Source organism: Clostridium sp., assembly GCF_029258205.1.
Taxonomy (GTDB): Bacteria; Bacillota; Clostridia; order Clostridiales; family Clostridiaceae; genus Sarcina.
In genome coordinates, this window is record NZ_JARHZJ010000103.1 from 1 (window position 1) to 25859 (window position 25859).

At 28.8% G+C, this 25859-nt stretch carries 24 protein-coding genes; all 24 read left to right on the forward strand.

Features of this window, described 5'->3' with window-relative positions; translation table 11 throughout:
- Positions 1 to 46: 46 nt before the first annotated feature.
- A complete protein-coding gene (gene sigG / locus Q1J60_RS12515) occupies positions 47 to 820 on the forward strand; it encodes an RNA polymerase sporulation sigma factor SigG (RefSeq protein ID WP_003449454.1) in 774 nt (257 codons plus the stop codon).
- Between the two features lie 140 nt (positions 821 to 960).
- On the forward strand, positions 961 to 1233 hold the full coding sequence (locus Q1J60_RS12520; protein ID WP_003458476.1) for a YlmC/YmxH family sporulation protein: 273 nt from the start codon (positions 961 to 963) through the stop codon (positions 1231 to 1233).
- Between the two features lie 61 nt (positions 1234 to 1294).
- Positions 1295 to 1744, forward strand: coding sequence for a transcriptional regulator NrdR (gene nrdR / locus Q1J60_RS12525; protein ID WP_300262954.1), 450 nt, complete (start codon positions 1295 to 1297; stop codon positions 1742 to 1744).
- A gap of 153 nt (positions 1745 to 1897) precedes the next feature.
- Positions 1898 to 2602, forward strand: a complete 705-nt coding sequence (locus Q1J60_RS12530) for a purine nucleoside phosphorylase YfiH/LACC1 family protein (protein ID WP_300262897.1) — start codon at positions 1898 to 1900, stop codon at positions 2600 to 2602.
- A 13-nt stretch (positions 2603 to 2615) separates the two neighbouring features.
- Positions 2616 to 4331, forward strand: a complete 1716-nt coding sequence (locus Q1J60_RS12535) for a HAMP domain-containing sensor histidine kinase (protein ID WP_300262900.1) — start codon at positions 2616 to 2618, stop codon at positions 4329 to 4331.
- 326 nt (positions 4332 to 4657) lie between these two features.
- Positions 4658 to 5995, forward strand: coding sequence for a DUF512 domain-containing protein (locus tag Q1J60_RS12540; protein ID WP_300262903.1), 1338 nt, complete (start codon positions 4658 to 4660; stop codon positions 5993 to 5995).
- 2 nt (positions 5996 to 5997) lie between these two features.
- Positions 5998 to 7314: a ribosome biogenesis GTPase Der gene (gene der / locus Q1J60_RS12545; RefSeq protein WP_300262906.1), complete on the forward strand. Its 1317-nt coding sequence runs from the start codon at positions 5998 to 6000 to the stop codon at positions 7312 to 7314.
- 4 nt (positions 7315 to 7318) lie between these two features.
- Entirely contained in the window at positions 7319 to 8314 is a 996-nt protein-coding gene (locus Q1J60_RS12550) for an NAD(P)H-dependent glycerol-3-phosphate dehydrogenase (RefSeq protein WP_300262909.1), read from the forward strand.
- Positions 8315 to 8650: 336 nt separating this feature from the next.
- Positions 8651 to 10126, forward strand: a complete 1476-nt coding sequence (spoIVA, locus tag Q1J60_RS12555) for a stage IV sporulation protein A (RefSeq protein ID WP_300262912.1) — start codon at positions 8651 to 8653, stop codon at positions 10124 to 10126.
- Between the two features lie 253 nt (positions 10127 to 10379).
- Positions 10380 to 11363: an asparaginase gene (locus Q1J60_RS12560; RefSeq protein WP_300262915.1), complete on the forward strand. Its 984-nt coding sequence runs from the start codon at positions 10380 to 10382 to the stop codon at positions 11361 to 11363.
- A 257-nt stretch (positions 11364 to 11620) separates the two neighbouring features.
- Positions 11621 to 13018, forward strand: coding sequence for an NCS2 family permease (locus Q1J60_RS12565; protein WP_300262918.1), 1398 nt, complete (start codon positions 11621 to 11623; stop codon positions 13016 to 13018).
- Between the two features lie 228 nt (positions 13019 to 13246).
- The gene (locus Q1J60_RS12570; protein WP_300262919.1) at positions 13247 to 14131 is read left to right on the forward strand and encodes a YicC/YloC family endoribonuclease; all 885 of its coding nucleotides are present in this window, start codon (positions 13247 to 13249) and stop codon (positions 14129 to 14131) included.
- Between the two features lie 13 nt (positions 14132 to 14144).
- Positions 14145 to 14414 carry an extracellular matrix/biofilm regulator RemA gene (gene remA / locus Q1J60_RS12575; protein ID WP_003458433.1) on the forward strand — a complete coding sequence of 90 codons (270 nt, stop codon included), beginning with the start codon at positions 14145 to 14147 and terminating at the stop codon, positions 14412 to 14414.
- On the forward strand, positions 14404 to 15054 hold the full coding sequence (gmk, locus tag Q1J60_RS12580) for a guanylate kinase (RefSeq protein ID WP_300262922.1): 651 nt from the start codon (positions 14404 to 14406) through the stop codon (positions 15052 to 15054). Before remA ends, gmk begins: the two co-directional genes overlap by 11 nt.
- Entirely contained in the window at positions 15035 to 15247 is a 213-nt protein-coding gene (gene rpoZ, locus Q1J60_RS12585) for a DNA-directed RNA polymerase subunit omega (RefSeq protein ID WP_300262925.1), read from the forward strand. Before gmk ends, rpoZ begins: the two co-directional genes overlap by 20 nt.
- A 5-nt stretch (positions 15248 to 15252) precedes the next feature.
- Positions 15253 to 16440, forward strand: coding sequence for a bifunctional phosphopantothenoylcysteine decarboxylase/phosphopantothenate--cysteine ligase CoaBC (gene coaBC / locus Q1J60_RS12590; protein WP_300262928.1), 1188 nt, complete (start codon positions 15253 to 15255; stop codon positions 16438 to 16440).
- A gap of 38 nt (positions 16441 to 16478) precedes the next feature.
- Positions 16479 to 18674: a primosomal protein N' gene (gene priA, locus Q1J60_RS12595; protein ID WP_300262931.1), complete on the forward strand. Its 2196-nt coding sequence runs from the start codon at positions 16479 to 16481 to the stop codon at positions 18672 to 18674.
- A 13-nt stretch (positions 18675 to 18687) separates the two neighbouring features.
- Positions 18688 to 19131, forward strand: a complete 444-nt coding sequence (def, locus tag Q1J60_RS12600) for a peptide deformylase (RefSeq protein ID WP_300262934.1) — start codon at positions 18688 to 18690, stop codon at positions 19129 to 19131.
- A gap of 19 nt (positions 19132 to 19150) precedes the next feature.
- Positions 19151 to 20080, forward strand: a complete 930-nt coding sequence (gene fmt / locus Q1J60_RS12605; RefSeq protein WP_300262937.1) for a methionyl-tRNA formyltransferase — start codon at positions 19151 to 19153, stop codon at positions 20078 to 20080.
- A gap of 17 nt (positions 20081 to 20097) precedes the next feature.
- On the forward strand, positions 20098 to 20793 hold the full coding sequence (locus Q1J60_RS12610) for a zinc metallopeptidase (protein WP_300262939.1): 696 nt from the start codon (positions 20098 to 20100) through the stop codon (positions 20791 to 20793).
- Positions 20794 to 20803: 10 nt separating this feature from the next.
- Complete coding sequence (gene rsmB / locus Q1J60_RS12615; protein ID WP_300262942.1) at positions 20804 to 22129, forward strand: 16S rRNA (cytosine(967)-C(5))-methyltransferase RsmB; 1326 nt, start codon at positions 20804 to 20806, stop codon at positions 22127 to 22129.
- A 35-nt stretch (positions 22130 to 22164) separates the two neighbouring features.
- Positions 22165 to 23208, forward strand: a complete 1044-nt coding sequence (gene rlmN, locus Q1J60_RS12620) for a dual-specificity RNA methyltransferase RlmN (protein WP_300262945.1) — start codon at positions 22165 to 22167, stop codon at positions 23206 to 23208.
- A gap of 11 nt (positions 23209 to 23219) precedes the next feature.
- Positions 23220 to 23939, forward strand: a complete 720-nt coding sequence (locus tag Q1J60_RS12625; protein WP_300262949.1) for a Stp1/IreP family PP2C-type Ser/Thr phosphatase — start codon at positions 23220 to 23222, stop codon at positions 23937 to 23939.
- Between the two features lies 1 nt (position 23940).
- The coding region (pknB, locus tag Q1J60_RS12630) for a Stk1 family PASTA domain-containing Ser/Thr kinase (protein WP_300262952.1) at positions 23941 to 25859 on the forward strand (1919 nt) is incomplete at its 3' end.

A 25859-nucleotide genomic window follows, 5' to 3' on the forward strand; every position in this document is an offset into this window, starting at 1 on the left:
AATTAAAATGCGGAAGGGAATTACTTCGAAGGGGTTGATTTCAATTATGATGATAAATAAAGTAGAGATATGTGGAGTCAATACAGCTAAATTACCAGTTTTAAAAGAAAAAGAAATGAAAGAATTATTGCTACAAATGCAAAATGGAGATACAAGCGCTAGAGAAAAATTTATCAAGGGGAATCTGAGATTAGTGCTTAGTGTAATCCAAAGGTTTAATAATAGAGGAGAAAACGTAGATGATTTATTTCAAGTTGGTTGTATAGGACTTATGAAATCTATAGATAACTTTGATTTATCACAAAATGTTAAATTTTCAACTTATGCTGTGCCGATGATAATAGGAGAAATAAGAAGATATTTAAGGGATAATAACACTATAAGAGTAAGTAGATCTTTAAGAGATATAGCTTATAAAGCTTTATTGGTAAGAGATAAACTAGTAAACGAAAATAATAAGGAGCCTACTGTATCTCAAATAGCAAAAGAACTTAAAATTCCAAGAGAAGATGTTGTTTTTGCTTTAGATGCAATTCAAGATCCAGTTTCTTTGTTTGAGCCTATTTATCATGATGGTGGAGATGCAATATATGTCATGGATCAGATAAGTGATTCAAAAAATCAAGATGATAGTTGGCTTGAAAATATAGCAATAAAGGAAGCTATGAAGAAATTGAATGATAGAGAAAAACTTATATTGAATTTAAGGTTCTTTAATGGAAGAACTCAAATGGAGGTAGCTGATGAAATTGGTATATCTCAAGCACAAGTTTCAAGGTTGGAAAAAATAGCATTAAAGCATATGAGAAAGTATGTATAGAGCTCTCTTGAGCTCTATTTTTTATGGGAAAATTAAAAATCTTATGTTATTTAGTATTTTTTACTTCTTCTAATTAATAAATATAAAAATTAAACATATAAATTAAATATAAGAATTATATGGTTAGGAGGAGTTTGAATATGGAAGAAAATTTATTTTCTTTAAATAATTTAAGGGCGATGGAAGTGATAGATGTAAGTGAAGGTAAAAAGTTAGGCCTAATAGCTGATGTTAAAATAGATTGTGATGATAATAGAATATTATCTATTATAATACCTGGAGAAAAAACATCATTTTTTAGTAAGTCAGAGGATATAGAAATAGAATGGTCTGATGTATATAAAGTTGGAGTAGATGTTATACTAATAGATTCAAAAGGGAAAAATATATTAGATGTTCAAAAATATATATAGAAATTAAGCAAAAAAGAGGGTATAATATTATTACAACTTAGAGAAAGGCGTGGATTTTAAAATGAGATGTCCTTACTGTTCTTATGAAGAAAGTAAAGTTGTGGATTCTAGATCAGCAGAAGACTACAATGCAATTAGAAGAAGAAGAGAATGTTTAAGATGTTCTAAGAGATACACAACTTATGAAAAGGTAGAAGATATACCAATACTTGTTATAAAAAAGGATTTAAGTAGAGAAAGTTTTAATAAAGAAAAAATTATAAGCGGATTAATTAAAGCATGTCAAAAGAGACCTGTATCTAGGGCGCAAATAGAAGAAATAGCATTTGATATTGAACGAAACATAAGTAATAAAATGATGGTAGAAATAAAGTCTGATTACATAGGTGAAATGATAATGGAGAGACTTAAGGATATAGATGAGGTTTCATACGTAAGATTTGCTTCTGTATATAGACAATTTAAAGATATTAATACCTTTATGGAAGAAATAAAAAGTTTAATGAAATAATTTTAAGCTATCTTAAAGAAAATTCTTTAAGGTAGTTTTTTATTTGTTTTAATTTATCTATATACTTAAATAATATTTAACTTGAATTTAATTTAACAAAAAGTTGAAATATGATAATATGGTAAAATAAGTAGATTATTTGAGGTGAAAGTTATGAATAGAGAAATAATAAATAATAAAGAGTTTATAGTTTTTAATGATGAAAATATAAAAGTTAAATTTTCAACTGCATTAAATAATGTTAATTATAAAAAAGAAGATAAAGATGGAAAGAAAAATTTAAAGAATCTAAAGGAAATATTTTCACTAGATAAGGTAATTTATGTTAATCAAATACATAGTAGTGATTTTATTGATGCAACTGGAGAAGAACTTAAAGGGAATATAGATTGTGATGCTATAGTTACTAAAGATAAAAATACACTTATAGGGGTGTTTACAGCAGATTGTGTACCAGTCATAGCTTATGATAAAGAAAAAGAAGTGATTGCAGCTATTCATAGTGGGTGGAAAGGAACATATAATAAAATAGTTTGGAAAACTTGTGAATACATGAAAGACAAATATGAGTGTGAAAATATTAAAGTAATAATAGGCCCTCATGTAAGACAATGTTGTTATGAAGTAAGTGAAGATTTAGCTAATAAATTCAGTGGAAAATTTGGGGAAAACGTATGTAAGGGAAGAATGCTAAATCTTGAGAAATGTATAGAAATTCAAATTCAGGATATTGTCAAAAAAGAAAATATAACTTCTGTTGGAATTTGTACTTATTGTGAAGAAGAAGTTAAGATGCATAGTTATAGACAAAGTCAAGAAAATTCAGGAAGATTATTTTCATCAATATTTATTGAATAAGGTGGATTAATAAATGAAGAAAAGGATTATTATTTTTACAACACTAATAATAACATTTTTTCTAGCGATAATGACTACTGTGTATTTAGTAATATCCAATCATAAATATTTAGAAGAATCAAAGAATGTTTTAAATGAATATAATAAGGTTATAGCTTTGTTATTAGAGAATGATAATGGAAATATTAAGAGTGAATTAGAAAAAATAGAATCAAGTAATGATATGAAAAATATAAGAATAACATATATCAGTAAGGATGGAAATGTTATTTTTGATACACATAAAAAGTTAATCAATGGTAATGAAAGTTATCTTAAAAGAGAGGAAATAATAAAAGCCACAGAAGGTGGCTTAGGAAGTAGTGTAAGATATAGTAATGATCTTAATCAAAACATGATTTATAGTGCACTCAAACTTAAGGATGGTTCTATTGTTAGAACATCAATAGCTGTTGAAAACGCAAAAATACTAGATAGAATAAATAGTAATTATCTAGTAGTAGGCGGTATATTATCCTTATTAATTGCATTGTTATTAACTGTTAAAATAACCAATATAATATTAAATCCATTAAAGGAACTAGAACAATTGACATCTACTATTGCAAGTGGCAATTTTCATAAGAGAGTAAAAATTAATTCTAAAGATGATGAAATTCAAAGACTAGGAAAAAGCTTTAATTATATGGCAGAACAATTAGAAATAACTATGGAGCAATTTAAGGATAAACAAAATGGTTTAGAAGCGATATTAAAAAGTATGGAAAGTGGAGTAATAGCTTTTGACAGGGATATGAATATTTTAATGATAAATCCTTATGCTAAAAAAATATTTGGGATAAATGGAGAGATTATTGGAAATAAACTTTTGGATTATATAACTGATAAAGAGATAATAGAGGCTTTTTGTAATGGGAAAGATAGAGTAGAAATCGAAGTTAATTATAAGGATGACTACAAAATATTAAAAATAAGAAAAGCAAGTATAATAAATGAACCTGAAATAATAGGTACAGTTGTGGTTATACAAGATATTACAGATATTAAAAAGCTTGAAAACATGAGAAGCCAATTTGTAGCTAATATATCTCATGAACTTAAGACTCCACTTACATCAATTAAAGGTTTTGCAGAAACATTAAGATATGTAGATGATGATGAAACTAGAAATAAATTTTTAAGCATAATAGATGAAGAATCAGATAGATTAGCAAGACTTTTAGAGGATATATTATGTCTTTATGAAATAGAACAAAAAAGAAGTACTGTTTTGGAAGAATTTAATGTTGATGAAGAAATTGATAAAGTTTATATGCTATTAAATGATCAAGCAAAGAAAAAAGGTGTGGAAATTTTTTTAGATACAAATAGTAATTGTGTTCTTATGGGAGATAAGGATAAGTTTAAACAAATGCTATTAAATCTTGTAAGCAATTCTGTTAAATATACTGAAAAAGGTGGAATGGTGAGAGTTAAAAGTTATAATCGTGATATGAATCTTAGTTTAGTTATTGAGGATAATGGACTTGGAATAAGTGCAGAGGATCTTCCAAGGATATTTGAAAGATTTTATAGAGTAGATAAAGCTAGAAGTAGAGAAAGTGGTGGAACTGGGTTAGGTCTTGCTATAGTTAAACATATAGTTATACTTTTTAATGGAGAGATAAATGTAACTAGTGAGTTAGGAGTAGGAACTAAAATAGAAATAACTATACCTATAAATATATAATTTTAGTTAATTAACATTTTAGAATATGTTTAAATTGATACTATTTATTACATTATTAGATATGTATTAAAAATTTTTTTGTTATGATAAAATTAAGATAAAGTTATGAAAAGTAATCTTCAAAATTTTATTTAGAGGATTACTTTTTAATATTTAAATAATATAGTTTAAAGCTTAATGAAAAAGTTAATAATTAAATTAAAAGTTAAGTAAAAAGTTAGTAATTTAAACAAAATATAATATATAGGTATAAAGTTATTTCAGTTGACTACATTATTTAATTAAGGTAATATAACATAGATAGTACTAAAATAGGAGTGAAGCATATGAAAAGTAGAATTGCTGAAGTCTTACCAGGAGGAATTGGTGAGGAATTAGGCTTTGAAAAAGGAGATATACTATTAAGCATAAACGGTACTAAAGTTGAAGATATACTTGATTATAGATTTTTATTAGCAGACGAATACGTTGAAATAGAAATATTAAAACCAAACAAAGAGGTTTGGGAATTTGAGATAGAAAAGGAATATGGAGAAGATTTAGGAGTGGAGTTTGAAGAGGCCATCCTAGACAAAGCTAAGAGTTGTACAAATAAATGTATATTTTGTTTCATAGATCAATTACCAAAGGGAATGAGAAAAACTTTATATTTTAAGGATGATGATTCAAGACTTTCATTTTTACAAGGTAACTTTGTTACTTTAACAAATATGAAGGATGAAGATATTGATAGAATTATAAAATATAGAATAAGTCCTATAAATGTATCAGTTCATACAACAAATCCAGAGTTAAGAAAAAAAATTCTTAATAATAGATTTGCAGGGAATGTATATGAAAGATTACAAAAGTTAGCTGATGCAGGTATAACTGTAAATGCTCAAATAGTTGTTATGCCAGGAATAAACAATGGAGACGAATTAGTTAGAACTGTAGAAGATCTTTATAAATTACGTCCTTCAATTGAGAATGTTGCAGCTGTACCAATTGGAATAACAAAGTTTAGAGAAGGATTAGCTGACCTTGAAATATATAATAAAGAAACAGCTAAAGAAGAGTTAGATAGAATAAGTGTTCTTCAAGAAAAATATATGAAAGAAATAGGAAGTCCATTTATAAGACTATCAGATGAATTCTATGTTATGGCAGAAGAAGACGTTCCAAATGAAGAATTCTATAATGGATATGAGCAAATAGAAGATGGAGTTGGAATGATAAGACTTCTAAGAGAAACTATGGCACAAGATATAAAGAATAAGTTAACTAAAAGTGGAAAAGGTAAATTTACTCTTATTACAGGAACATCTGCATTTAAAGAATTAGATAAGGTTTGTACTGATATAAGAGAAGCAAATAATAATATAGATATTAAGTGTAAGGTTATATTAAATGATTTCTTTGGTCATACAATAACAGTGGCAGGACTTTTAACAGGTCAAGATGTTATTGCTCAACTTAAAGATAACATTGATAGTGAATACTTAATTATGGCAGATAACATGTTTAGAAAAGGTTACGAGCCAGGAGATATAACTCAAAGAATAATGTTAGATGATTTGACAGCAAAGGATATTGAAGAAAGATTGGGAGTTAAAGTTATAGTTTGTAGCTATACAGGGGAAGATCTAATAGACTTAATAAATGAACACTGTGAGGAGGAATAAGAATGAGTAAACCAATAGTTGCTATGGTTGGAAGACCGAATGTAGGTAAGTCGACTCTTTTCAATAAATTAGCAGGAAAAAGAATTTCAATAGTACAAGATACACCAGGAGTTACTAGAGATAGAGTATATGGAGAATCAGAATGGTTAAATAAAAAATTCACAATGATAGATACAGGTGGAATAGAGCCTGAAAGTAGTGATATAATTGTCAAACAAATGAGAAGACAAGCACAGATTGCTATAGAGATGGCTGATGTAATAGTATTCGTTGTTGATGGTAAGGAAGGACTTACTGCTGCTGACCAAGAAGTTGCACAAATGCTTAGAAAAAGTAAAAAACCTGTTGTTTTAGTAGTTAATAAAATAGATAGATTAGCTTTAGAAGAAAATAGTTATGAGTTCTATAATTTAGGGATTGGAGATCCTATAACTATATCAGCATCTCAAGGATTAGGTCTTGGAGATATGTTAGATGAAGTTGTTAAATATTTCAATGATCCTTCAGAGGATGAAGAAGATGATGAATATATTAGAATAGCTATGATAGGTAAACCAAATGTAGGGAAGTCATCACTTATTAATAGGTTATTAGGTGAAGAGAGAGTTATAGTAAGTAATGTTCCAGGAACAACAAGAGATTCTATAGATAGTTACCTAGAAACAGAAGAGGGAAAATTCATTCTTGTTGATACTGCTGGATTAAGAAGGAAAAGCAAAGTAAAAGAAGAAATAGAAAGATATAGTGTAATCAGAACTTATGCTGCTATAGAGAAAGCTGATGTAGCTATACTTGTAATAGATGCTGAGCAAGGAATAACTGAGCAAGATGAAAAAATAATAGGATACGCTCATGAGATGAATAAAGCAATTATGGTTGTTGTTAATAAATGGGATCTTATTGAAAAAGATGATAAAACATTAAGCAATTATCAAAAAGACTTACAACAAAAGCTTAAGTTTATTCCATATGCTAAATATTTATTTATATCAGCTTTAACAGGACAAAGAGTACATAAAATATTATCAACAGCTAAATATTGTTATGACAATTACTCTAAGAGAGTTTCAACTGGCTTATTAAATGATGTTATAAGTAAGGCTGTTTTAATGAAAGAGCCACCAGTTGTAGCTTTAAAGAGATTAAAGATATACTATGCTACTCAAGTTGCTACAAAGCCACCTAAGTTTGTGTTCTTTGTAAATGATCCTAATCTATTACATTTCTCATATGGTAGATATTTAGAAAACCAATTAAGAGAAAGTTTTGATTTTGATGGAACTGGAATAGAAATAGAATATAGAGCTAGAAAGGAGTAATTTTATGAGTAAAGTGGCTTTTTTAGGAGCTGGAAGTTTTGGAACTTCTTTAGGTATATTATTAGCAAATAAAGGTGTTACGGTTTCTCTATGGAGTAGAGATGAAAATGTAATAAATGATATTAACGTAAACAGAAAAAATGATAAATATATAAAAGATGTAACTATTCCTACTAATGTCACTGCTTATAAAGACTTAGATGAAGCTTTAAATGGGGCAGAATATGTAGTTCTTTCAGTACCTTCTCATGTTATAAGAACAACTTGTAGAAATTTAAAAGGCAAAATTAATGATGATGTGATAATTATTAATATAGCTAAAGGAATAGAAGAGGGTACTAATTTGAGACTATCTCAAGTTATAAATGAAGAATTACCAAATAATAAGGTCGTAGTTTTATCTGGGCCAAGTCATGCAGAAGAAGTTTCAAATGGAATTCCAACAACTTTAGTTGCAAGCTCAGAATGTATGGAATGTGCAGAAAAAGTTCAAGACCTATTTATGGATAAAAACTTTAGAATATATACTAATGATGATATCATAGGTGTTGAAATTGGAGGCGCTGTTAAGAATATTATAGCATTAGCGTCAGGTGTTTGTGATGGTATAGGATATGGAGATAATTCTAAGGCAGCATTAATGACTAGAGGAATGGCTGAAATAGCTAGAATAGGAATTAAAATGGGTGGAAAAGCTGAAACTTTCTTTGGGTTAACTGGTATGGGTGATTTAATAGTTACTTGTACAAGTATGCATTCAAGAAACAGAAGAGCTGGAATACTTATAGGACAAGGCAAAACTGCTGAAGAAGCTATAGAAGAAGTAGGAATGGTTGTTGAAGGTATAAAAGCTTGTAAAGCCTTCTATGATTTAAAAGAAAGAGAAGGAGTAACAATGCCTATAACTGATATAGCATATAAAGTTCTTTTTGAAGGAGCAAAGGTAGAAAATGCTGTAAGCCTTTTAATGGAAAGAGATAAGAAAAAAGAAGAAATATAAAATTGACTTTAAAAAGAGATAGAAGCTTTTCTATCTCTTTTTGTATTAATTAAAAGGTATTCGTTTTACAAAAATTTTGTTTTGTATGTGGTTATAAAACTATATTGAGTTTTAGATATTAAAAAAATAAAATTATTTAAAATAAGTAGCATTTATTTAGAGTTATTTGAATAAATAATATTAATACATAATATTAGAAAGAGAAAGTTGAAGTTTAAATCAAATAGTTAAAAATTATATTCCAATTAAAGTAAAAATATATTTTACTAAACAGTATACTTTTTGAAAGTTTCTAATATATATATAGTGTTAATAATATTTATAGGAGGGTGTATCTTGGAAGATTTCAATATATACAAAGATATAGCAGAAAGAACACAGGGAGATATTTATGTTGGAGTTGTTGGGCCAGTAAGAACAGGTAAATCTACATTTATAAAAAGATTTATGGACTTAATGGTAATACCTAAGATTGATAATGCTTATAAAAAGGAAAGAGCAAAGGATGAATTACCACAAAGTGGATCAGGAAAAACTATTCATACAACAGAGCCTAAATTTGTACCTAATGAGGCAGTAGAAATTGTATTAGATGATGGTATTAAGTTTAGTGTTAGAATGGTTGATTGTGTTGGATACATTGTTAAAGGTGCTAATGGTTATTTTGATGAGGGAGAATCTAAAAAAGTTCATACTCCTTGGTTTGATTATGAAATTCCATTTGAAGATGCAGCTGAGATAGGAACTAGAAAAGTAATAACAGACCATTCAACAATAGGATTAGTAGTTACTACAGATGGAAGTATAACTGGTATAGATCGTGATGATTACTTAGAGGCTGAAGAAAGAGTAGTGGCTGAGTTAAAATCAATAGACAAACCTTTTATAATTGTACTTAATTCATTAGATCCAAAGGCAGAAGAGACTTTAGACTTAAAACAAGAATTAGAAATCAGATATGGAGTTCCAGTTCAAATAATGGATGTAGCCAATATGAATGAAAATGACATAAACGATTTATTTACAAAAGTACTTAAAGAATTTCCAGTTAAGGAAATTAATATAGACATGCCACGATGGATTGAAAAATTAGAGCCTTCTCATTGGTTAAAATCTAATTTTATAGACATAGTTAAAGACATGTGTAAAAACATATCAAAAATTAGAGACGTTAAGAATCTACTTAGTACTTATGGAGAAGATTTTTTAGGAGTAGCTGATATAAGTGAGATGAATTTAGGAGATGGAACTGTAAGAGTTAAAATGACTCCTAAAAATGGCATCTTCTATAAAATAATAAGTGAGATGTGTGATGAAGAATTAAATGATGAAAGTGATTTAATATCTTTAATTAAAGATTTGCATAAAGCAAAATCTGAATATGATAAGGTAGCTGAAGCAATAAATAGTGTTAAGGAAACAGGTTATGGATTAGTTGCTCCTCAATTATCAGAAATGAAATTTGAAAAACCTGATATTGATAAGCAAGGTTCAAAATATGTTGTTAAACTTAAGGCTAGTGCTCCTAGTCTACATTTAATAAAAGCAGATATTCAAACAGAAATTTGCCCAATAATGGGAACCGAAAAAGAAACTCAAGAGGTATTTAAAACATTACTTGAGCAATTTGAAAGTGATCCGGAAAAATTATGGCAAAGTAATATGTTTGGTAAGTCATTAGAAACATTAGTTCAAGAAGGTTTAAGAAGTAAACTTTATAAGATGCCAGATGATATTCAAAGTAAGATTCAAAAAACTCTTCAAAGAATTATTAATGAAGGTGAAGGAAACTTAATCTGTATTATTTTCTAAGTCAATTATTATATTTAAAGATCATATCAAAATAAAATTTGATATGATCTTTTAAATTTTACAATACAATTATTAGTTTTATAAAATTTATAAAAAGATTATAATTATTAAGGAAATGATTAAGTTATTATAGTTTATTAGTATTTAATTTAAGTTAAAATTTACAAAGATTGAATACAATTTTTAATTTAATTATAATAAGCAGTGTGGCAAATGATACTTAGTCAAATAAACAAGAAATTAGGAGGTACTCATGAAGAAAATAGCTGTAATTTTTAATGGTGGAACAATATCAATGAAAGTTGATGATAGAATAAAGGCTGCAGTCCCAAGTCTGACAGGAGAGGAAATAATGGCTATGGTAACAGGAATAGAAAGCTTTGCAACAATAGAGTCACATAGCTTTTCTTCATTACCAAGTCCACATGTTACTCCAGAGATAATGCTTGAACTATCAAAATTTATAAATGCTTTAGTAGAGAGAGAGGATATAGATGGGGTTGTAGTAACTCATGGAACAGATACTCTAGAAGAAACATCTTATTTTGTTAATTTAACAACTAAGACAAGTAAACCAATAGTATTTACTGGAGCTATGAGAAGTGGATCAGAGTTAGGATATGATGGACCAGCTAACTTAGCTGCATCAATATGTACAGCTGCATCAGATGAAGCAAAAAATAGAGGTGTTTTAGTTTGTTTTAATGGGGAATTAAATAGTGCTTCAGAGGTAACTAAGGCTAATTCAATGGCTTTAAATGCTTTTAGAACACCTAATTTTGGCCCAATAGGAATAGTTGATAATAATAAGGTAATATTTGATAGAAGAGTTCCACAGGAAGATTTTATACCATTAGAAGTTATTGATAAAAAAGTAGCCATAATAAAATGTGCGGCAGGTATGGATGGAGATTTTATATATCATTGTATAGATAAAAAATATGATGGAATCATAATAGAAGGTTTAGGAAGAGGGAATGTACCACCAACTATGGTTGATTCAATAAAGGATGCTTTAAATAAGGGAATAGTTATAGTACTTACTTCAAGATGCTTTGAAGGAAGAGTAAGTGATAGCTATGGATATCTTGGAGGAGGAAAAAATCTTAAAGAACTTGGAGTTATATTTGGAGAAAGTATGCCAAGTCAAAAAGCTAGAATAAAGCTTTTAACTCTTCTTGGTTTTAATAAAGATTATAGATATATTAAACATAGTTTTGAGAAAGAAAGATACTAAACACATACATTAAAAAAATAATAATAAAAAATATTCGATAATTATTGAATAATAACTCCGAATAGTGTACAATAACATTCGTAGACAGATAAAAAGTTCATTTTGTATAAAAATGTTCGTATTTAGAAGTGGCAAATGTTAATAGTAAACTTTATTAAAGTTATTATTCAATAATTGGATAAAAGCTATTTTAAGTTTACTAAACCTAAAATAGCTTTTTTATATTTATGAACTTAAGAGAAATGTGGAGGTTTTTTATGGAAAATAAAATTCATGTTTTAAAGGAAGAAAGAAATTTACGTGTTTTACCTGAGAATAAAAGTGAATATAAGAGAGAAATCTTAGCAGGAACAACAAGTTTCTTAGCAATGGCTTATATAATAGCTGTCAATCCATCTATATTAAGTGCAGCTGGAATGCCAGCAGGTGCTATAGTAACGGCAACATGTATATCAGCAGTTATTGGATGTTTAATAATGGGATTTTATGCGAAATTACCATTTGGACTAGCTCCTGGAATGGGGTTAAATGCATTCTTTACTTTTTCAGTAGTTATAGGAATGGGAATTTCTTGGGAAGTAGCTCTTACAGCCGTTTTCGTAGAAGGAATAATATTTATACTTTTATCATTATTTAAAGTAAGAGAGGCTGTTGTTGATGCAATTCCAATAAATTTAAAATATGCGGTTACAGCAGGTATAGGTTTATTCATAGCCTTTATAGGATTTAATGGAGCTGGAGTGGTTATTGGAAATCCAGATACAATGGTTGCTATGGGAGAAGTTGGTCCTAAAATGTTAATAGCAATGGTTGGACTTTGTATAATAGTAATTTTAGAAAAGAAAAAAGTTAAAGGTTCAATGTTAGTTGGTATAGTAGTTTCAACTCTTTTAGCTTGGGGATATGCTTTAATAAATACTGAAGCAGCAGCTAGTATGGGAATTTATTTGCCAAATGGAATATTTAAATTTGAATCAATAGCTCCAATAGCAGGTAAAGTTAATTTTTCATATTTAACTTCACCACAGCATGTATTTAATTTCATAACTATAGTTTTCACATTCTTATTCGTTGATTTTTTTGATACAGTAGGAACATTAATAGGGGTAGCTTCAAGAGCTAATATGTTAGATAAAAAAGGAAGAGTTCCTAATGCTGGTAGAGCATTGATGACAGATGCTATAGCAACTACCGCAGGTGCTTTACTTGGAACATCTACTGTAACGGTTTATGTTGAAAGTGCTACTGGAGTTGAAGAAGGTGGTAGAACAGGATTAACAGCTATAACAATAGGAGCTTTATTTTTCATAGCAATGTTCTTCTCACCAATATTTGTAGCGGTACCAGCATGTGCTACTGCACCAGCTTTAATATATGTTGGATATTTAATGCTAACTAGTGTGCTAAAAATAGATTTTAGTGATATTACAGATTCAGTGTCAGCATTCTTAATAATAGCTTTAATGCCTTTAACCTATAGTATAGGTGATGGATTAACGATTGGAGTTTTAGCATATGTAATATTAAATATATTGCATAATATCTTTACTAAAAATAAAGAAGATAAAAAAGAATTATCAATGGTAATGATAGTTTTAGCAATTATATTTATAATAAAACTTTGTCTACCATTAATTACTAAGATGATAGGTTAAAATAAGAATAAATTTTATTTATAATATTTATAATATGTACTTGAAAGACTTTACTTTAAAATTGAGAGTTATTTAATAAAAAATAATTTGAGATTTAAGTAAAGTCTTTTTAGATAGAAGAAATAAGTCTTTATAAAAATAAATGTTAACATTTTGTGAAGAACAGCTTGTTATTATTTGAATTTTATATTAATCTATATTTAGATTATTTTTAAGGAGGCTCTCTTTATGGTTAAAAGTATGACTGGTTTTGGGAGAGCAACTAGTGAAGAGGGAAAAGATAGAGTGTTTTCCATAGAGATAAAGAGTGTAAACCATAGATATTTAGACATGAACATAAGAATGCCAAGAAGTATGGTTTCTTTAGAAGAAAAGATAAGAAATATTATTTCTTCTAAACTTAGCAGAGGAAAAGTTGATATCTTTATAAATTATAAAGATTATGCTAAAACTCAAGGAGTTGCTGTTTTAAATGAAGATTTAGCTAAGAGTTATGTAAATTCTTTAGAACAATTAAAGTCCTTATTTCCTAATATGCAAGACGACTTAAGTTTATCATTAGTTGCTAGATACCCAGATGTAATAACTATAGAAGAAAAATCAGAAGATTTAGAAGCTATATGGGAAGAGATAAACTCACTATTAAATATTGCTGTAGAAAATATGATTTCTATGAGAAAAGTTGAAGGTGAGAAATTAGCTAGTGATATATTAGTTAAGTGCAACTCTATAGAAGAAATAGTAGCTTTTATAGAAGAAAGGGCAGATATCATTGTTGTTGCCTATAAGCAAAAGTTAGAGGATAGACTTAAGAATTTATTAGGAGAAGTTCCAGTAGATGAAAACAGAGTAGCTATGGAAGTAGCAGTTTTTGCTGACAAAGCTTCAATTGATGAAGAGATAATAAGACTTAGAAGTCATATTAATCAATTAAGAAAAACTTTAACTTTAGATGAACCAATAGGTAGAAAGTTAGACTTTATAGTACAAGAAATGAACAGAGAGTCTAATACAATAGCATCAAAGTCAACAGATTTAGAAATAACCAATAAGGTTATAGATATAAAAAATATTATTGAAAAGATTAGAGAACAAGTTCAAAACATAGAATAATAGGAGGTAGCAAATGAGTATAAAATTAATTAATATTGGTTTTGGGAACATAGTTTCAGCTAATAGATTAGTAGCAATAGTAAGTCCTGAATCAGCACCTATAAAGAGAATCATACAAGAAGCTAGAGATAGAGGTATGCTTATAGATGCAACTTATGGTAGAAGAACAAGAGCCGTAATAATTACAGATTCAGATCATGTAATTCTTTCAGCTGTTCAACCTGAGACAGTTGCTCACAGATTATCAACTAAGGAAGAAGTAGTTGTTGAAGATGATGAATAAGATACATAAGGACAATAGAGGTATATTAATAGTGATTTCAGGTCCTTCAGGTGCAGGTAAGGGAACTATTTGTAAAGCTTTATTAGAAAAAAATGATGATATATTTATATCAGTTTCTGCTACAACTAGAAATCCTAGAGTAGGAGAAGTTGATGGTGTAAATTATCATTTCTTAACAAAAGAACAATTTAAACAAAGAATAGCAGAGGATGATTTCCTTGAGCATGCTGAAGTATATGGAAATTATTATGGAACTCCTAAATCAAGTGTTGAAAAAATGCTTGAGGAAGGAAAAAACGTAATATTAGAAATAGATATACAAGGTGCTTTAAAAGTTAAAGAAAAAGCTACTGATGGAGTATTTCTTTTTATATTACCTCCTTCAATGGAAGAGCTTAAGCAAAGAATAATAAAAAGAGGTAGCGAAACACCAGAAAGTTTAATGACTAGATTTAAGTCAGCTTATAAAGAAATTAATTATGTGTCAAAATACAATTATGCAGTAGTTAACGATAATGTAGAAGATGCAGTAAAGAAAATAGAGGCTATATTATTAGCAGAAAAATGTAGAGTAGATAGATTAAAAGAAAATATATTAGAGTCAAAGGAGGACGAAATGCATGAACAACTCTATGATTAATCCATCAATCGTTGATTTATTAAAAAGGGTAGAAGATAGATATTCTTTAGTAATATTAAGTGCTAAGAGAGCAAGACAAATAATTGACGGAGCAGAAACTTTTGTTGATGTTGAGTCAAATAAACCATTAACAATAGCTATAAATGAAATAGATCAAGGATTTGTAAATTACAAAGATACTGAGGAGAAATAAGAGCTATGAAAGATAAGAAATGCGTTGTTGTAGGAGTAAGTGGAGGGGTCGCTGTTTATAAAGCATTAGATGTTATAAGCAGATTAAGAAAAAAAGATGTAGAAGTACATGTAATAATGACTAAATCCGCTACTGAGTTTGTAACACCATTATCTTTTCAATCATTAAGTCAAAACATGGTTATAACAGATATGTTTGCTGAACCAAAGGCTTGGGAAATACAGCATATATCACTAGCGAAAAAAGCAGATTTAATGCTTATTGTACCAGCTACAGCAAACATTATAGGAAAGGTTGCAAATGGCATAGCTGATGATATGTTATCAACAACTATAATGGCAACAAAGGTGCCAGTTGTTTTTTGTCCTGCGATGAATACAAACATGTATGAAAATCCTATAGTTCAAAGGAACATAAATCTTCTAAGGGAGCTTGGTTATGAATTTATAGAACCAGCTAGCGGAAGATTAGCATGTGGTGATGAGGGGAAAGGTAAACTTCAAGATACCCAAATTATTGCAGAAGAAACATTGAGAAGGTTACATTCTACTAATGATTTAGTTGGTAAAAAGGTTGTTGTTACTGCAGGGCCTACTATAGTTCCAATAGATCCAGTAAGAATTTTAACAAATAGATCTTCAGGTAAAATGGGATACTCAATAGCAGAAGAAGCTAGAGATAGAGGAGCAGAAGTTGTTCTTATATCAGGACCTACTTCTTTAAGAAAACCTAATGGAATTAGAGTTATTGATGTAAAAACAAATGAAGAGATGTTTGATGCTATAAAAAATGAATTTGAGGATGCTGATATAGTTATTAAGTCAGCAGCTGTAGCAGATTATAAAGCTAAAAATTTTAGCAATGAAAAGATTAAAAAAACAAGTGATGATTTAAATTTAATTTTTGAGAGAGATAGAGATATTCTAAAAACTCTTGGAGATATGAAAAAAAATCAAATTTTAGTAGGCTTTGCAGCAGAAAGTAGCAATGTAGCAGAAAATGCTAAGGGCAAACTAGAGAGTAAAACTCTAGATTATATTGTTGCAAATGATATAAGTAAGCCGGAAACAGGTTTCGAAAGTGATGAGAATAAAGTTACTATAATAAGCAAATCTGGGAAAGAGGTATCTTTAGAAAAGATGTCTAAAAGAGAAGTTGCAAAGAATATATTTGATATTATAAAAGGGCGCTAATTGCGCCTTTTTATTCTATATGAACAAGGGTGATTATTTTGGAGAAATTTGCTGAAGTAATTGTAAATAGTGAAGCTGTTACAATTGATAAGCCTTTTACATATAAGATTAAAGAAGATTTAGTTCATAATATAAAGGTTGGACATAGAGTTCTTATTCCTTTTGGAAATGGAAATAAAAAAATTGAAGGTTTTGTTTTAAAAATATTAGATAATGTTGAAAATAAAAGTATAAAATATAAATCTATATATAATGTTTGTGATAATGAACCATTATTAAGTAAGGATTCTTTAAAGCTTATTAAATTTTTAAGAGAGAAATATTTATGTAAGTATATAGATGCTATAAGAGTTATGATTCCACCTAAAATAATGAGTGGAAACAAGGAGAAAACAAAACAAGTTATAGTATTTAAAAAGTATATAGAAGAATTAAGTGAGTCACAAAAAAAAGCTTTAGAGTTAATTCAAGAAAATAGTGGTGGTTTCACAAAAGCGGAATTGAATAAAAGTTTTAATATATCAATATATATGATAAATAAATTAATAGAATTAGGTTGTACTTCTAGTGAAGAAGTAAGAGTTTTAAGGGGAAATTTAAGAGAGTTTAAATCTTATCCACCTAAAAGTTTAAATGAAGAACAGATAAGAGCATATGATGATATTTTAGAAAGCGATAAAAATATATTTTTATTAAAGGGTATCACTGGAAGTGGAAAAACAGAAGTATATATGAATTTAGTTAGTTATATGCTTCTTTTTGAAAAGAGTTCATTAATATTGGTACCAGAAATAGCACTAACTCCTCAAATGATTGAAAGATTTAAAGGAAGATTTGGAAAATATGTAGCAGTCTTTCATAGTAGACTTTCAGATGGAGAAAGATATGATGAATGGTATAGGGTTAAAAATAATCAAGTTAAGGTTGTTATAGGAGCAAGATCTGCTATATTTTTACCTTTTAATGATTTGGGGCTAATAGTAGTGGACGAAGAACATGAAAGTAGTTATAAATCAGATATTAATCCTAAATATAATACTATAGAAGTTTGTGAATATTTAAGTTTTCTAAAAAATTGTAAAGTTGTTTTAGGTTCGGCGACTCCTAGTGTTGTTAGTTTTTATAAAGCACTTAAAGGGAATTATGAACTAATTGAACTTAAAAATAGAGTTAATAATGCAGAGCTTCCTAATGTATCTATTGTTGATATGAGGGAAGAACTACGATCAAATAACAAAACAATGTTTAGTAGGAATTTATATTTTAAGATAAAAGATAGATTGGAGAAAAAAGAACAAATAATTTTGTTTTTAAATAGAAGAGGATTTTCATCCTTTGTTTCTTGTAGAAGTTGTGGATTTGTTTTTAAATGTAATAATTGTGACATATCAATGACTTATCATAATAATGGATACTTAGTTTGTCATTATTGTGGAAATACTGCAAGAATGCCTAAAGTTTGTCCTAAGTGTGGTAGTAATTATGTTAAACATTTTGGAGTGGGAACAGAAAAATTGGAGGAAGCTGTACATAATTATTTTCCAGAGGCAAAGGTTTTAAGAATGGATGTAGATACAACAAGAAAGAAAAATTCTCATGAGGAAATTTATAACTCATTTAAAAGTAAAGAAGCAGATATATTAATAGGAACTCAGATGATAGCTAAGGGTCTTGATTTTCCAGATGTAACCTTAGTTGGAGTCATGGCTGCTGATATGTCTTTAAATCTACCAGATTATAAGTCAAGTGAAAAGACGTTTCAACTTATAACTCAGGTAAGTGGTAGAGCAGGTCGTGGTGATAAAAAAGGAGATGTAATAATTCAAAGTTATTCTCCTGAACATTATGCTTTAATCTATGCAAGGGATAATAATTATGAAGAATTCTTTAAAAGAGAAATAAAGATAAGAAAACTTATGGCATATCCACCTTTTGATGATTTGTTTTTAATAAACTTAAGTGCAAAGGGAGAAATAAAAGTAAAGACTTTTGCAAAAAAATTAGAGATGTATTTGCGTAATATATTAAAAGAATATGATAATATATTTATATATGAAGCATGTCCTTGTTCTATAAGTAAAATAAAAAATGTTTATAGATGGCAAATTCTAATTAAGGGAAAATTAGATTTAGAGGTATGTGGTAAAATAAAAAAAGGGGTTTATGAATTATCTAAAGATGTTTATAATGAGATTAAGATTGGTTTAGATATAAATCCTAATAGTTTAATGTAAGGAGGAAGCTATTTTGGCAATAAGAAACTTAAGATTTAATGATGATGAAATATTAAGAAAAAAATGTAGAGTAGTTGATGACATTAATGATAGAATAAAAGTTTTAGTAGAAGATATGATAGAAACTATGTATGAAAATAATGGAGTTGGATTGGCAGCACCACAAGTTGGAATACTAAAGAGGATTTTTGTTGTTGATGCTATGGATGGAGCTGGTTCTAGAGTATTTATAAATCCAGAAATATTAGAAAAAAGTGGAGAACAAACTGATGACGAAGGATGTTTAAGTTTGCCAGGTAGACAGAAACCAGTAAAAAGAGCTAATAAAATAAAGATAAAGGCTTTAGATGTTAATGGAAATGAGTTTGTATTAGATGCAGAAGAATTTTTAGCAAGAGCTATACAACATGAATATGATCATTTAGATGGAATACTTTTTATAGATCATGAACTTTAAGACTAAGGAGGAATATGACATGAAGATAGTATTTATGGGAACACCAGATTTTGCTGTTCCATCATTAAAGAGCTTAATAAATGAATTTGGAGTAGAAGCTGTTTTTACTCAGCCAGATAGACCAAAAGGAAGAGGAAAAAAATTAGGTATGTCACCTGTAAAGGAAGTTGCTTTAGAAAATAACATACCAGTTTATCAACCTTTAAGATTAAAAAATGAACCAGAAACTATAGAAGAATTAAAAAATATGGAGCCAGACTTCATAATAGTAGTAGCTTTTGGTCAAATATTACCTAAAGAGGTTTTAGATATTCCTAAGTATGGATGTATAAATTTACATGCATCATTACTTCCTAAGTTTAGAGGAGCAGCACCTTTAAACTGGAGCATAATCAAAGGAGAAAAGGTAACGGGAAATACAACTATGCTTATGGATGTAGGACTTGATACTGGAGATATGCTTTTAAAAGATGAAGTAGAAATAACTGATAATATGACTACAGGAGAATTACACGATATTTTAAGTGAAAGAGGAGGAGAGTTATTAGTTAGAACTATAAAGGGAATAATTAATAATGAAATAACTCCAGAAAAGCAAAATGAAGAGGAAACATGTTATGCTTCAATGCTTAATAAAGAAATAGCTAAAATTGATTGGTCTATTTCAGCGAAGGATATTCATAATTTAGTTAGAGGATTAAATCCTTGGCCTGTAGCTTTAACTTCATATGATGATACTACAATGAAAGTTTATCAAACTAGAGTTGAAAAAGGGGATAGTAATAAAGAACCTGGAACTATAATAGCTGTAGATAAAACAGGAATTAAGGTTTCGACTGGAAAAGATATACTTGTTATAGAAAAATTACAGTTTCCAAATAGTAAGCAACTATTTGTAGAGCAATTTATAAATGGAAACTCAATAGAAATAGGTAAAGTTTTAAAATAATTTAAGAGGGTGATGGTATGTTTTATCCATATTATATTGATCCAACATATTTAATACTTATACCAGCGATTTTAATATCAGCATTGGCACAATTTAAAGTTTCTAGTACATTTAACAAATATAGTACAGTTAGAAGTATAAATGGATATACTGGTGCACAAGTTGCCAGAATTCTTTTAAATGATGCTGGACTTCAAGATGTAGAAATTCAACAAGTACCAGGAAGATTAAGTGACCATTATGATCCAAGATCTAAGGTTTTAAGGTTATCATCTGATGTTTATGGAAGTACCTCTGTAGCATCTATAGGAGTAGCAGCTCATGAGGTTGGGCATGCTATACAAGATAAAGAATCTTATTCTGCATTAGTTTTTAGAAATGCTATAGTACCTGTAGTAAATTTTTCATCAAGCTTATCATGGATTTTGTTTTTTATTGGAATACTATTTAGTTATAGTACTTTAGTAACTATTGGTATAATATTATTCTCAGTAGTTGTACTTTTTCAACTAGTGACACTACCAGTAGAATTCAATGCATCATCAAGAGCCTTAAAACTTTTAGAGGCAAGAGGAATATTATATGATAAAGAAGTAGATGGAGCTAGAAAGGTATTAAGTGCAGCAGCACTAACTTATGTTGCAGCAACACTTATGGCTATTTTACAATTAGTAAGACTTATAGCTATAAGTAACAGAAATTCAAATGATTAGGGGTTAGAATATGAATGCAAGAAAAATAATAGTTGAAATATTAAACAATGTCTTATTAAATGGAGCATATTCAAATATAGAAATAAATAAGCAATTTGCATCTAATGATATAGATCCAAAAGATAAGGGGTTAATAACAGAAGTTGTTTATGGAACAATAAAATACAAAAAAATGATAGATATAATTCTTTCAAATTTTGTTGCTGATATTGGTAAGATAGATGAAAGTGTAGTAAACATATTAAGAAGTGCTATATATCAAATGAAATTTTTAGACAGAGTTCCTCCATATGCAATAGTTAATGAGGCTGTAAATTTAACTAAAGAAACTGAACCTAATTTAGCTAAGTTCGTAAATGGAGTTCTTAGAAATTATTTAAGAAATGAAAATAAAAACTTTAAAGTTGGTTTAAGAAATAACGAAGCTTTATGCTATGATTTTTCTTTTGATAGATGGATGATAGAAATGTTTATAAAGCAATATGGGAAAGATGATGCTTTAAGAATACTTAGAGGATTAAATACAGTTCCGTATGTAACAGTTAGAGTTAATACATGTAAGAATGATTATGATGAAGTTTATGAAAGACTTGAAGAAGAGGGATATGATATAGAGGAAGGTGCATTTTCACCTGAAGCTATTATAATCAAAAAAGGTAGTGCAATAGAGAAAAATAAACTTTATCAAGAAGGATTAATAACAGTTCAAGATGAAAGTGCTATGTTAGTAGCTCCTTTATTTAATTTAAATGGTGATAAGCAAGTTATGGATTTATGTAGTGCACCAGGAACTAAAGCAACTCATATAGGCGAGTTAATGATGAATAAGGGAAAAGTAGTAGCTTTTGACATTCATGACCATAAGTTAGCTTTAATAAAAGAAAACATAGATAGATTAGGTTTAACTAACGTTGAAGTTGAACTAGGAGATGCTACAAAAATAAATTCTAAGTATATTAACTGGGCTGATAGAATATTATTAGATGTACCTTGCTCAGGACTTGGAATTATAAGAAAGAAACCAGAAATAAAATGGAATAAAAAGAACAATGATTTAACAGAAGTTGTTAAGATTCAAAAAGAAATATTAAAAAATGCTTGGAATTATTTAAGAGAAGATGGAGAATTGGTTTACTCTACTTGTACTTTAAATAAAAAAGAAAATGAAGAAGTTATAGATTGGTTCGTAGAAAGAAATTCAGACTGCGAAGTGGAAAAGGTATTTTTAGGTAAGGCTGATAATGTGGTATATAATGATAACGGAAGTGTTACCATATTACCTAATAAGTACATGGATGGTTTCTTTATTGCTAAGCTTAAGAAAAAAAGAAAGTAAAGAGCGATAAGGATAAAGATGGAAGGTGAGACTGTATGAAAAACATCTTAGATTTTAAATTAGAAGAACTAAAAGAATGGATGAAGGAAAATGGAGAGAGTGCTTTTAGAGCAAAGCAAATTTTTGATTGGATATACAAAAAAGAAGTATTTAACTTTGAAGATATGAAAAATATTCCTAAAAATCTAATAAGCAAGCTTTCAGAAAATTTTTATATAGGTATACCTGAAGTTATAGATTACTTATCATCTAATGAAGATGGTACTAGAAAAATCCTTTTAGGATTAGGTGATGGAAACATAATAGAATGTGTTATTATGAAATATAAGTATGGCAATTCCATTTGTGTTTCCACACAAATAGGATGTAGAATGGGATGCAAATTCTGTGCATCTACTCTAGAAGGAATGGTAAGAAATTTAACTGCAGGAGAAATATTATCAGAAGTTTTAATTGGACAGAAACTTATAGGTGAGAGAATATCTAATATAGTTTTAATGGGAAGTGGAGAACCATTAGATAATTATGATAATGTTATGAAGTTCTTAGAACTTGTCAATGCTGATTATTGTTTAAATATAGGGCAAAGACATATAACATTATCAACATGTGGTCTTGTGCCAAAAATTCGTGAAATGGCCGATAAAGAAATGCAAGTAACTTTAGCAATTTCATTACATGCTGTTTCTGATGAAAAGAGAAAAACAATAATGCCAATAGCTAATAAATATTCAATTAGCGAAATTTTAGATGCTTGTAATTATTATATTGAGAAAACAGGAAGAAGAATAACTTTTGAATATTCTTTAGTTAGTGGAGTTAACGATACTAAAGAAGATGCAAAGAGCTTAGGAAGATTATTAAAAGGCATGCTTTGTCATGTTAATTTAATTCCTGTAAATGAAATAAAGGAAAATGAGTTTAAAAAATCTACTAAGAAGGATATAGAAACATTTTTAAATACTCTTAAAACATATGGAGTAGAAGCTACAGTAAGAAGAGAGATGGGTTCAGATATAAATGCAGCCTGTGGTCAATTGAGAAGAAGTTATATTAAGTCAAAAGGGTTAAAGCTGTAGGGGGGAATTTTATGTTAGGATTTATAACAGATAAAGGAAACGTTAGGGAATTAAACGAAGATTTTTTATCTTATTCTAGAGAAGATGAATTTTCAATATATGTAGTTGGCGACGGAATGGGTGGACATAATGCTGGAGAAGTAGCTAGTAAAAGGGCTGTGGAGAGCATTATTTGTTTTGTTAAAGAAAATTTCGGTATTATATCATTAGACAATCTTTTAAAAGATGCAATTTTACATGCGAATAATAAAATATATAGTATGAGTCAAGAAAGTTCTGGTTTATCTGGTATGGGTACAACAATAACAGCTATATTAGAAGTTGAAAATATGGTTTATATTGCTAATGTAGGTGATAGTGCTTGTTTTGGCATTAATGAAAATGGAATAAAAAAATTAACAAAGGATCATTCCTTAGTTCAAGAACTTGTTGATAGTGGTTGTATTACAGAGGGAGAAGCTAAAAATCATCCAAGAAAAAATGTAATAACCAGAGCTATAGGAACTAATTCAAATGTTGATGTTGATGTATTTAAAGTTGATAGACATGACTATAAGGCATATTTACTTTGCACAGATGGATTAAGTAATGATGTTGACGAGGATGAAATTTGGGAAAAAGTAATTAAATCTAATGATTTTGACAAAACATGCAATGAATTAGTTGAGATGGCTAAAGCAAGAGGAGGAAAAGATAATATTACAGTGTTAGTTTTTGGAGGAGAGGAATAGAATGATAGATAAGATCTTAGGGAATAGGTACGAGTTGCTTCAGTGCGTAGGCGAAGGTGGCATGTCATTTGTATATAAAGCTAGATGTAGAAAATTAAATAGATTCGTAGCTGTTAAAATACTAAAAGACGAATTTAAAAACAATGAAGAAATTGTTAGAAGATTTAAAAAAGAAGCTACAGCTATTGCTAACTTATCTAATCCCAATGTGGTAAATGTATTAGATGTTGGCACTCAAGATGATATTAATTATATTGTTATGGAATATGTTGAAGGTAAAACTTTGAAAGATATAATTAAGGAAAAAGGAGCTTTGTCTTATGAGGTTGCAATAAGCATAGGAATAAAGGTTGCTAAAGCTTTAGAATGTGCTCATAAAAATGGAATTATACATAGAGATGTTAAACCGCAAAACATATTAGTTACAGAAGAAGGCGTTGTTAAAGTAACTGATTTTGGAATAGCTAAATCTATGGATTCTTCAACAATAGCTCATACTAATAGTGTTATGGGATCAGCACATTATTTTTCACCAGAACAAGCTAAAGGAACTTACACTGACTATAGAACGGACTTATATTCTTTAGGAATAGTATTGTATGAAATGGTTACTGGGGTTGTTCCTTTTAATGGTGATTCACCTGTTACCGTAGCTGTAAAACATATACAGGAGAAGGCAATACCTCCTAAGAATATAAATCAAAATATTCCAAATAGTTTAAATGATTTAATAATGAAGGCTATGGAAAAAGATCCAGTTAATAGATATCAAACTGCTAAGGAAATAATAGGTGACTTAGAAAAGATAAAAAAGGATCCAAACATTATAATATCATCAAAATCTTCAAAAGATGAAGACCAATTTACAAGAGTTATGTCTCCAGTTGTTGTTCCAAAGACTGAAATTAATAAATCGGAATCTGATGAGGATGATGAAGAAGATGATTATGAATATTATGAAGATGATGAGAATGAAGAAGAAAATAATATTCAGAATAAGCCTCAAAAAACTCTTAACAAAAATAAAAAGAAATCACCAATATTAATGATACTTGTAACTATTTTAGTTGTTGCATTAGGAATAACTCTTGGTTTCTTTGGTATGAAAAAATTTGTAGAAGGTGGAAAAAGTGTTAAAATACCTAATGTTGTTGGAAAAAATGAAGAAGAGGCTAAAAGTAAGTTAGAATCCTTAGGATTAAAAGTATTAGAGGTTACAGAAGAAAGTGATAAAGATAAAGGAATTGTCTTAAAAGTTGATCCAAGTGTAGATACTACTGTTAAGAGTGGTAGCGAAGTAAAACTTACTGTTAGTGGTGGAGAAAGACAGATAAAAGTTCCAAACTTTGCAGGAATGAATTTAGACAGTGTTAAGAGAACGTTAAAAAGTTTAGGTTTAGAGATAGGGGATGTTAACGAAGAATATAGTGATAGTGTTCATAAAGGTGAAATTATATATCAAAGCCCTAATCCTAATGAATCTGTAGATAAAGGATCTAAAGTAAATGTTACTATAAGTAAAGGTAAAGAAATAAAAACAATAACTTTAAATATTCCTGATGTATCAGGTAAAAGTGTAGATGAAGCTAAATCAATATTGGATAATGCTGGTGTTAAGGCTAATGCTGTTAAAGGTGACCATGCTAAAAATGAAGGAGAAGCTGGTAAGGTTTATAGCCAAAGTCAAAAAGGATCTCTTACAATTAAGGAAGGAGAAAAGTTAACTATAACAATTAATTACTATGATGATTATGTTAAGCCTGAAAAAACAGTTCCAGGAGTAACTGGTAAATCTGTAGATGAGGCTAAATCAGAGTTAACTAATGCTGGATTTAAAGTAAATGCTGTAAAAGGTGAAGCAGCTAAAAGTCCTGATCAATCTGGAAAAGTTTATAGTCAAGACGGAGGAACAAGTGCTAA

What these genes read in the sequence shown, in the direction of transcription:
- sigG (WP_003449454.1), top strand. Translation starts at nt 47, where the DNA reads ATGATGATAAATAAAGTAGAGATATGTGGAGTCAATACAGCTAAATTA.
- Q1J60_RS12520 (WP_003458476.1), top strand. Translation starts at nt 961, where the DNA reads ATGGAAGAAAATTTATTTTCTTTAAATAATTTAAGGGCGATGGAAGTG.
- nrdR (WP_300262954.1), top strand. Translation starts at nt 1,295, where the DNA reads ATGAGATGTCCTTACTGTTCTTATGAAGAAAGTAAAGTTGTGGATTCT.
- Q1J60_RS12530 (WP_300262897.1), top strand. Translation starts at nt 1,898, where the DNA reads ATGAATAGAGAAATAATAAATAATAAAGAGTTTATAGTTTTTAATGAT.
- Q1J60_RS12535 (WP_300262900.1), top strand. Translation starts at nt 2,616, where the DNA reads ATGAAGAAAAGGATTATTATTTTTACAACACTAATAATAACATTTTTT.
- Q1J60_RS12540 (WP_300262903.1), top strand. Translation starts at nt 4,658, where the DNA reads ATGAAAAGTAGAATTGCTGAAGTCTTACCAGGAGGAATTGGTGAGGAA.
- der (WP_300262906.1), top strand. Translation starts at nt 5,998, where the DNA reads ATGAGTAAACCAATAGTTGCTATGGTTGGAAGACCGAATGTAGGTAAG.
- Q1J60_RS12550 (WP_300262909.1), top strand. Translation starts at nt 7,319, where the DNA reads ATGAGTAAAGTGGCTTTTTTAGGAGCTGGAAGTTTTGGAACTTCTTTA.
- Q1J60_RS12560 (WP_300262915.1), top strand. Translation starts at nt 10,380, where the DNA reads ATGAAGAAAATAGCTGTAATTTTTAATGGTGGAACAATATCAATGAAA.
- Q1J60_RS12565 (WP_300262918.1), top strand. Translation starts at nt 11,621, where the DNA reads ATGGAAAATAAAATTCATGTTTTAAAGGAAGAAAGAAATTTACGTGTT.
- Q1J60_RS12570 (WP_300262919.1), top strand. Translation starts at nt 13,247, where the DNA reads ATGGTTAAAAGTATGACTGGTTTTGGGAGAGCAACTAGTGAAGAGGGA.
- remA (WP_003458433.1), top strand. Translation starts at nt 14,145, where the DNA reads ATGAGTATAAAATTAATTAATATTGGTTTTGGGAACATAGTTTCAGCT.
- gmk (WP_300262922.1), top strand. Translation starts at nt 14,404, where the DNA reads ATGATGAATAAGATACATAAGGACAATAGAGGTATATTAATAGTGATT.
- rpoZ (WP_300262925.1), top strand. Translation starts at nt 15,035, where the DNA reads ATGAACAACTCTATGATTAATCCATCAATCGTTGATTTATTAAAAAGG.
- coaBC (WP_300262928.1), top strand. Translation starts at nt 15,253, where the DNA reads ATGAAAGATAAGAAATGCGTTGTTGTAGGAGTAAGTGGAGGGGTCGCT.
- fmt (WP_300262937.1), top strand. Translation starts at nt 19,151, where the DNA reads ATGAAGATAGTATTTATGGGAACACCAGATTTTGCTGTTCCATCATTA.
- Q1J60_RS12610 (WP_300262939.1), top strand. Translation starts at nt 20,098, where the DNA reads ATGTTTTATCCATATTATATTGATCCAACATATTTAATACTTATACCA.
- rsmB (WP_300262942.1), top strand. Translation starts at nt 20,804, where the DNA reads ATGAATGCAAGAAAAATAATAGTTGAAATATTAAACAATGTCTTATTA.
- rlmN (WP_300262945.1), top strand. Translation starts at nt 22,165, where the DNA reads ATGAAAAACATCTTAGATTTTAAATTAGAAGAACTAAAAGAATGGATG.
- Q1J60_RS12625 (WP_300262949.1), top strand. Translation starts at nt 23,220, where the DNA reads ATGTTAGGATTTATAACAGATAAAGGAAACGTTAGGGAATTAAACGAA.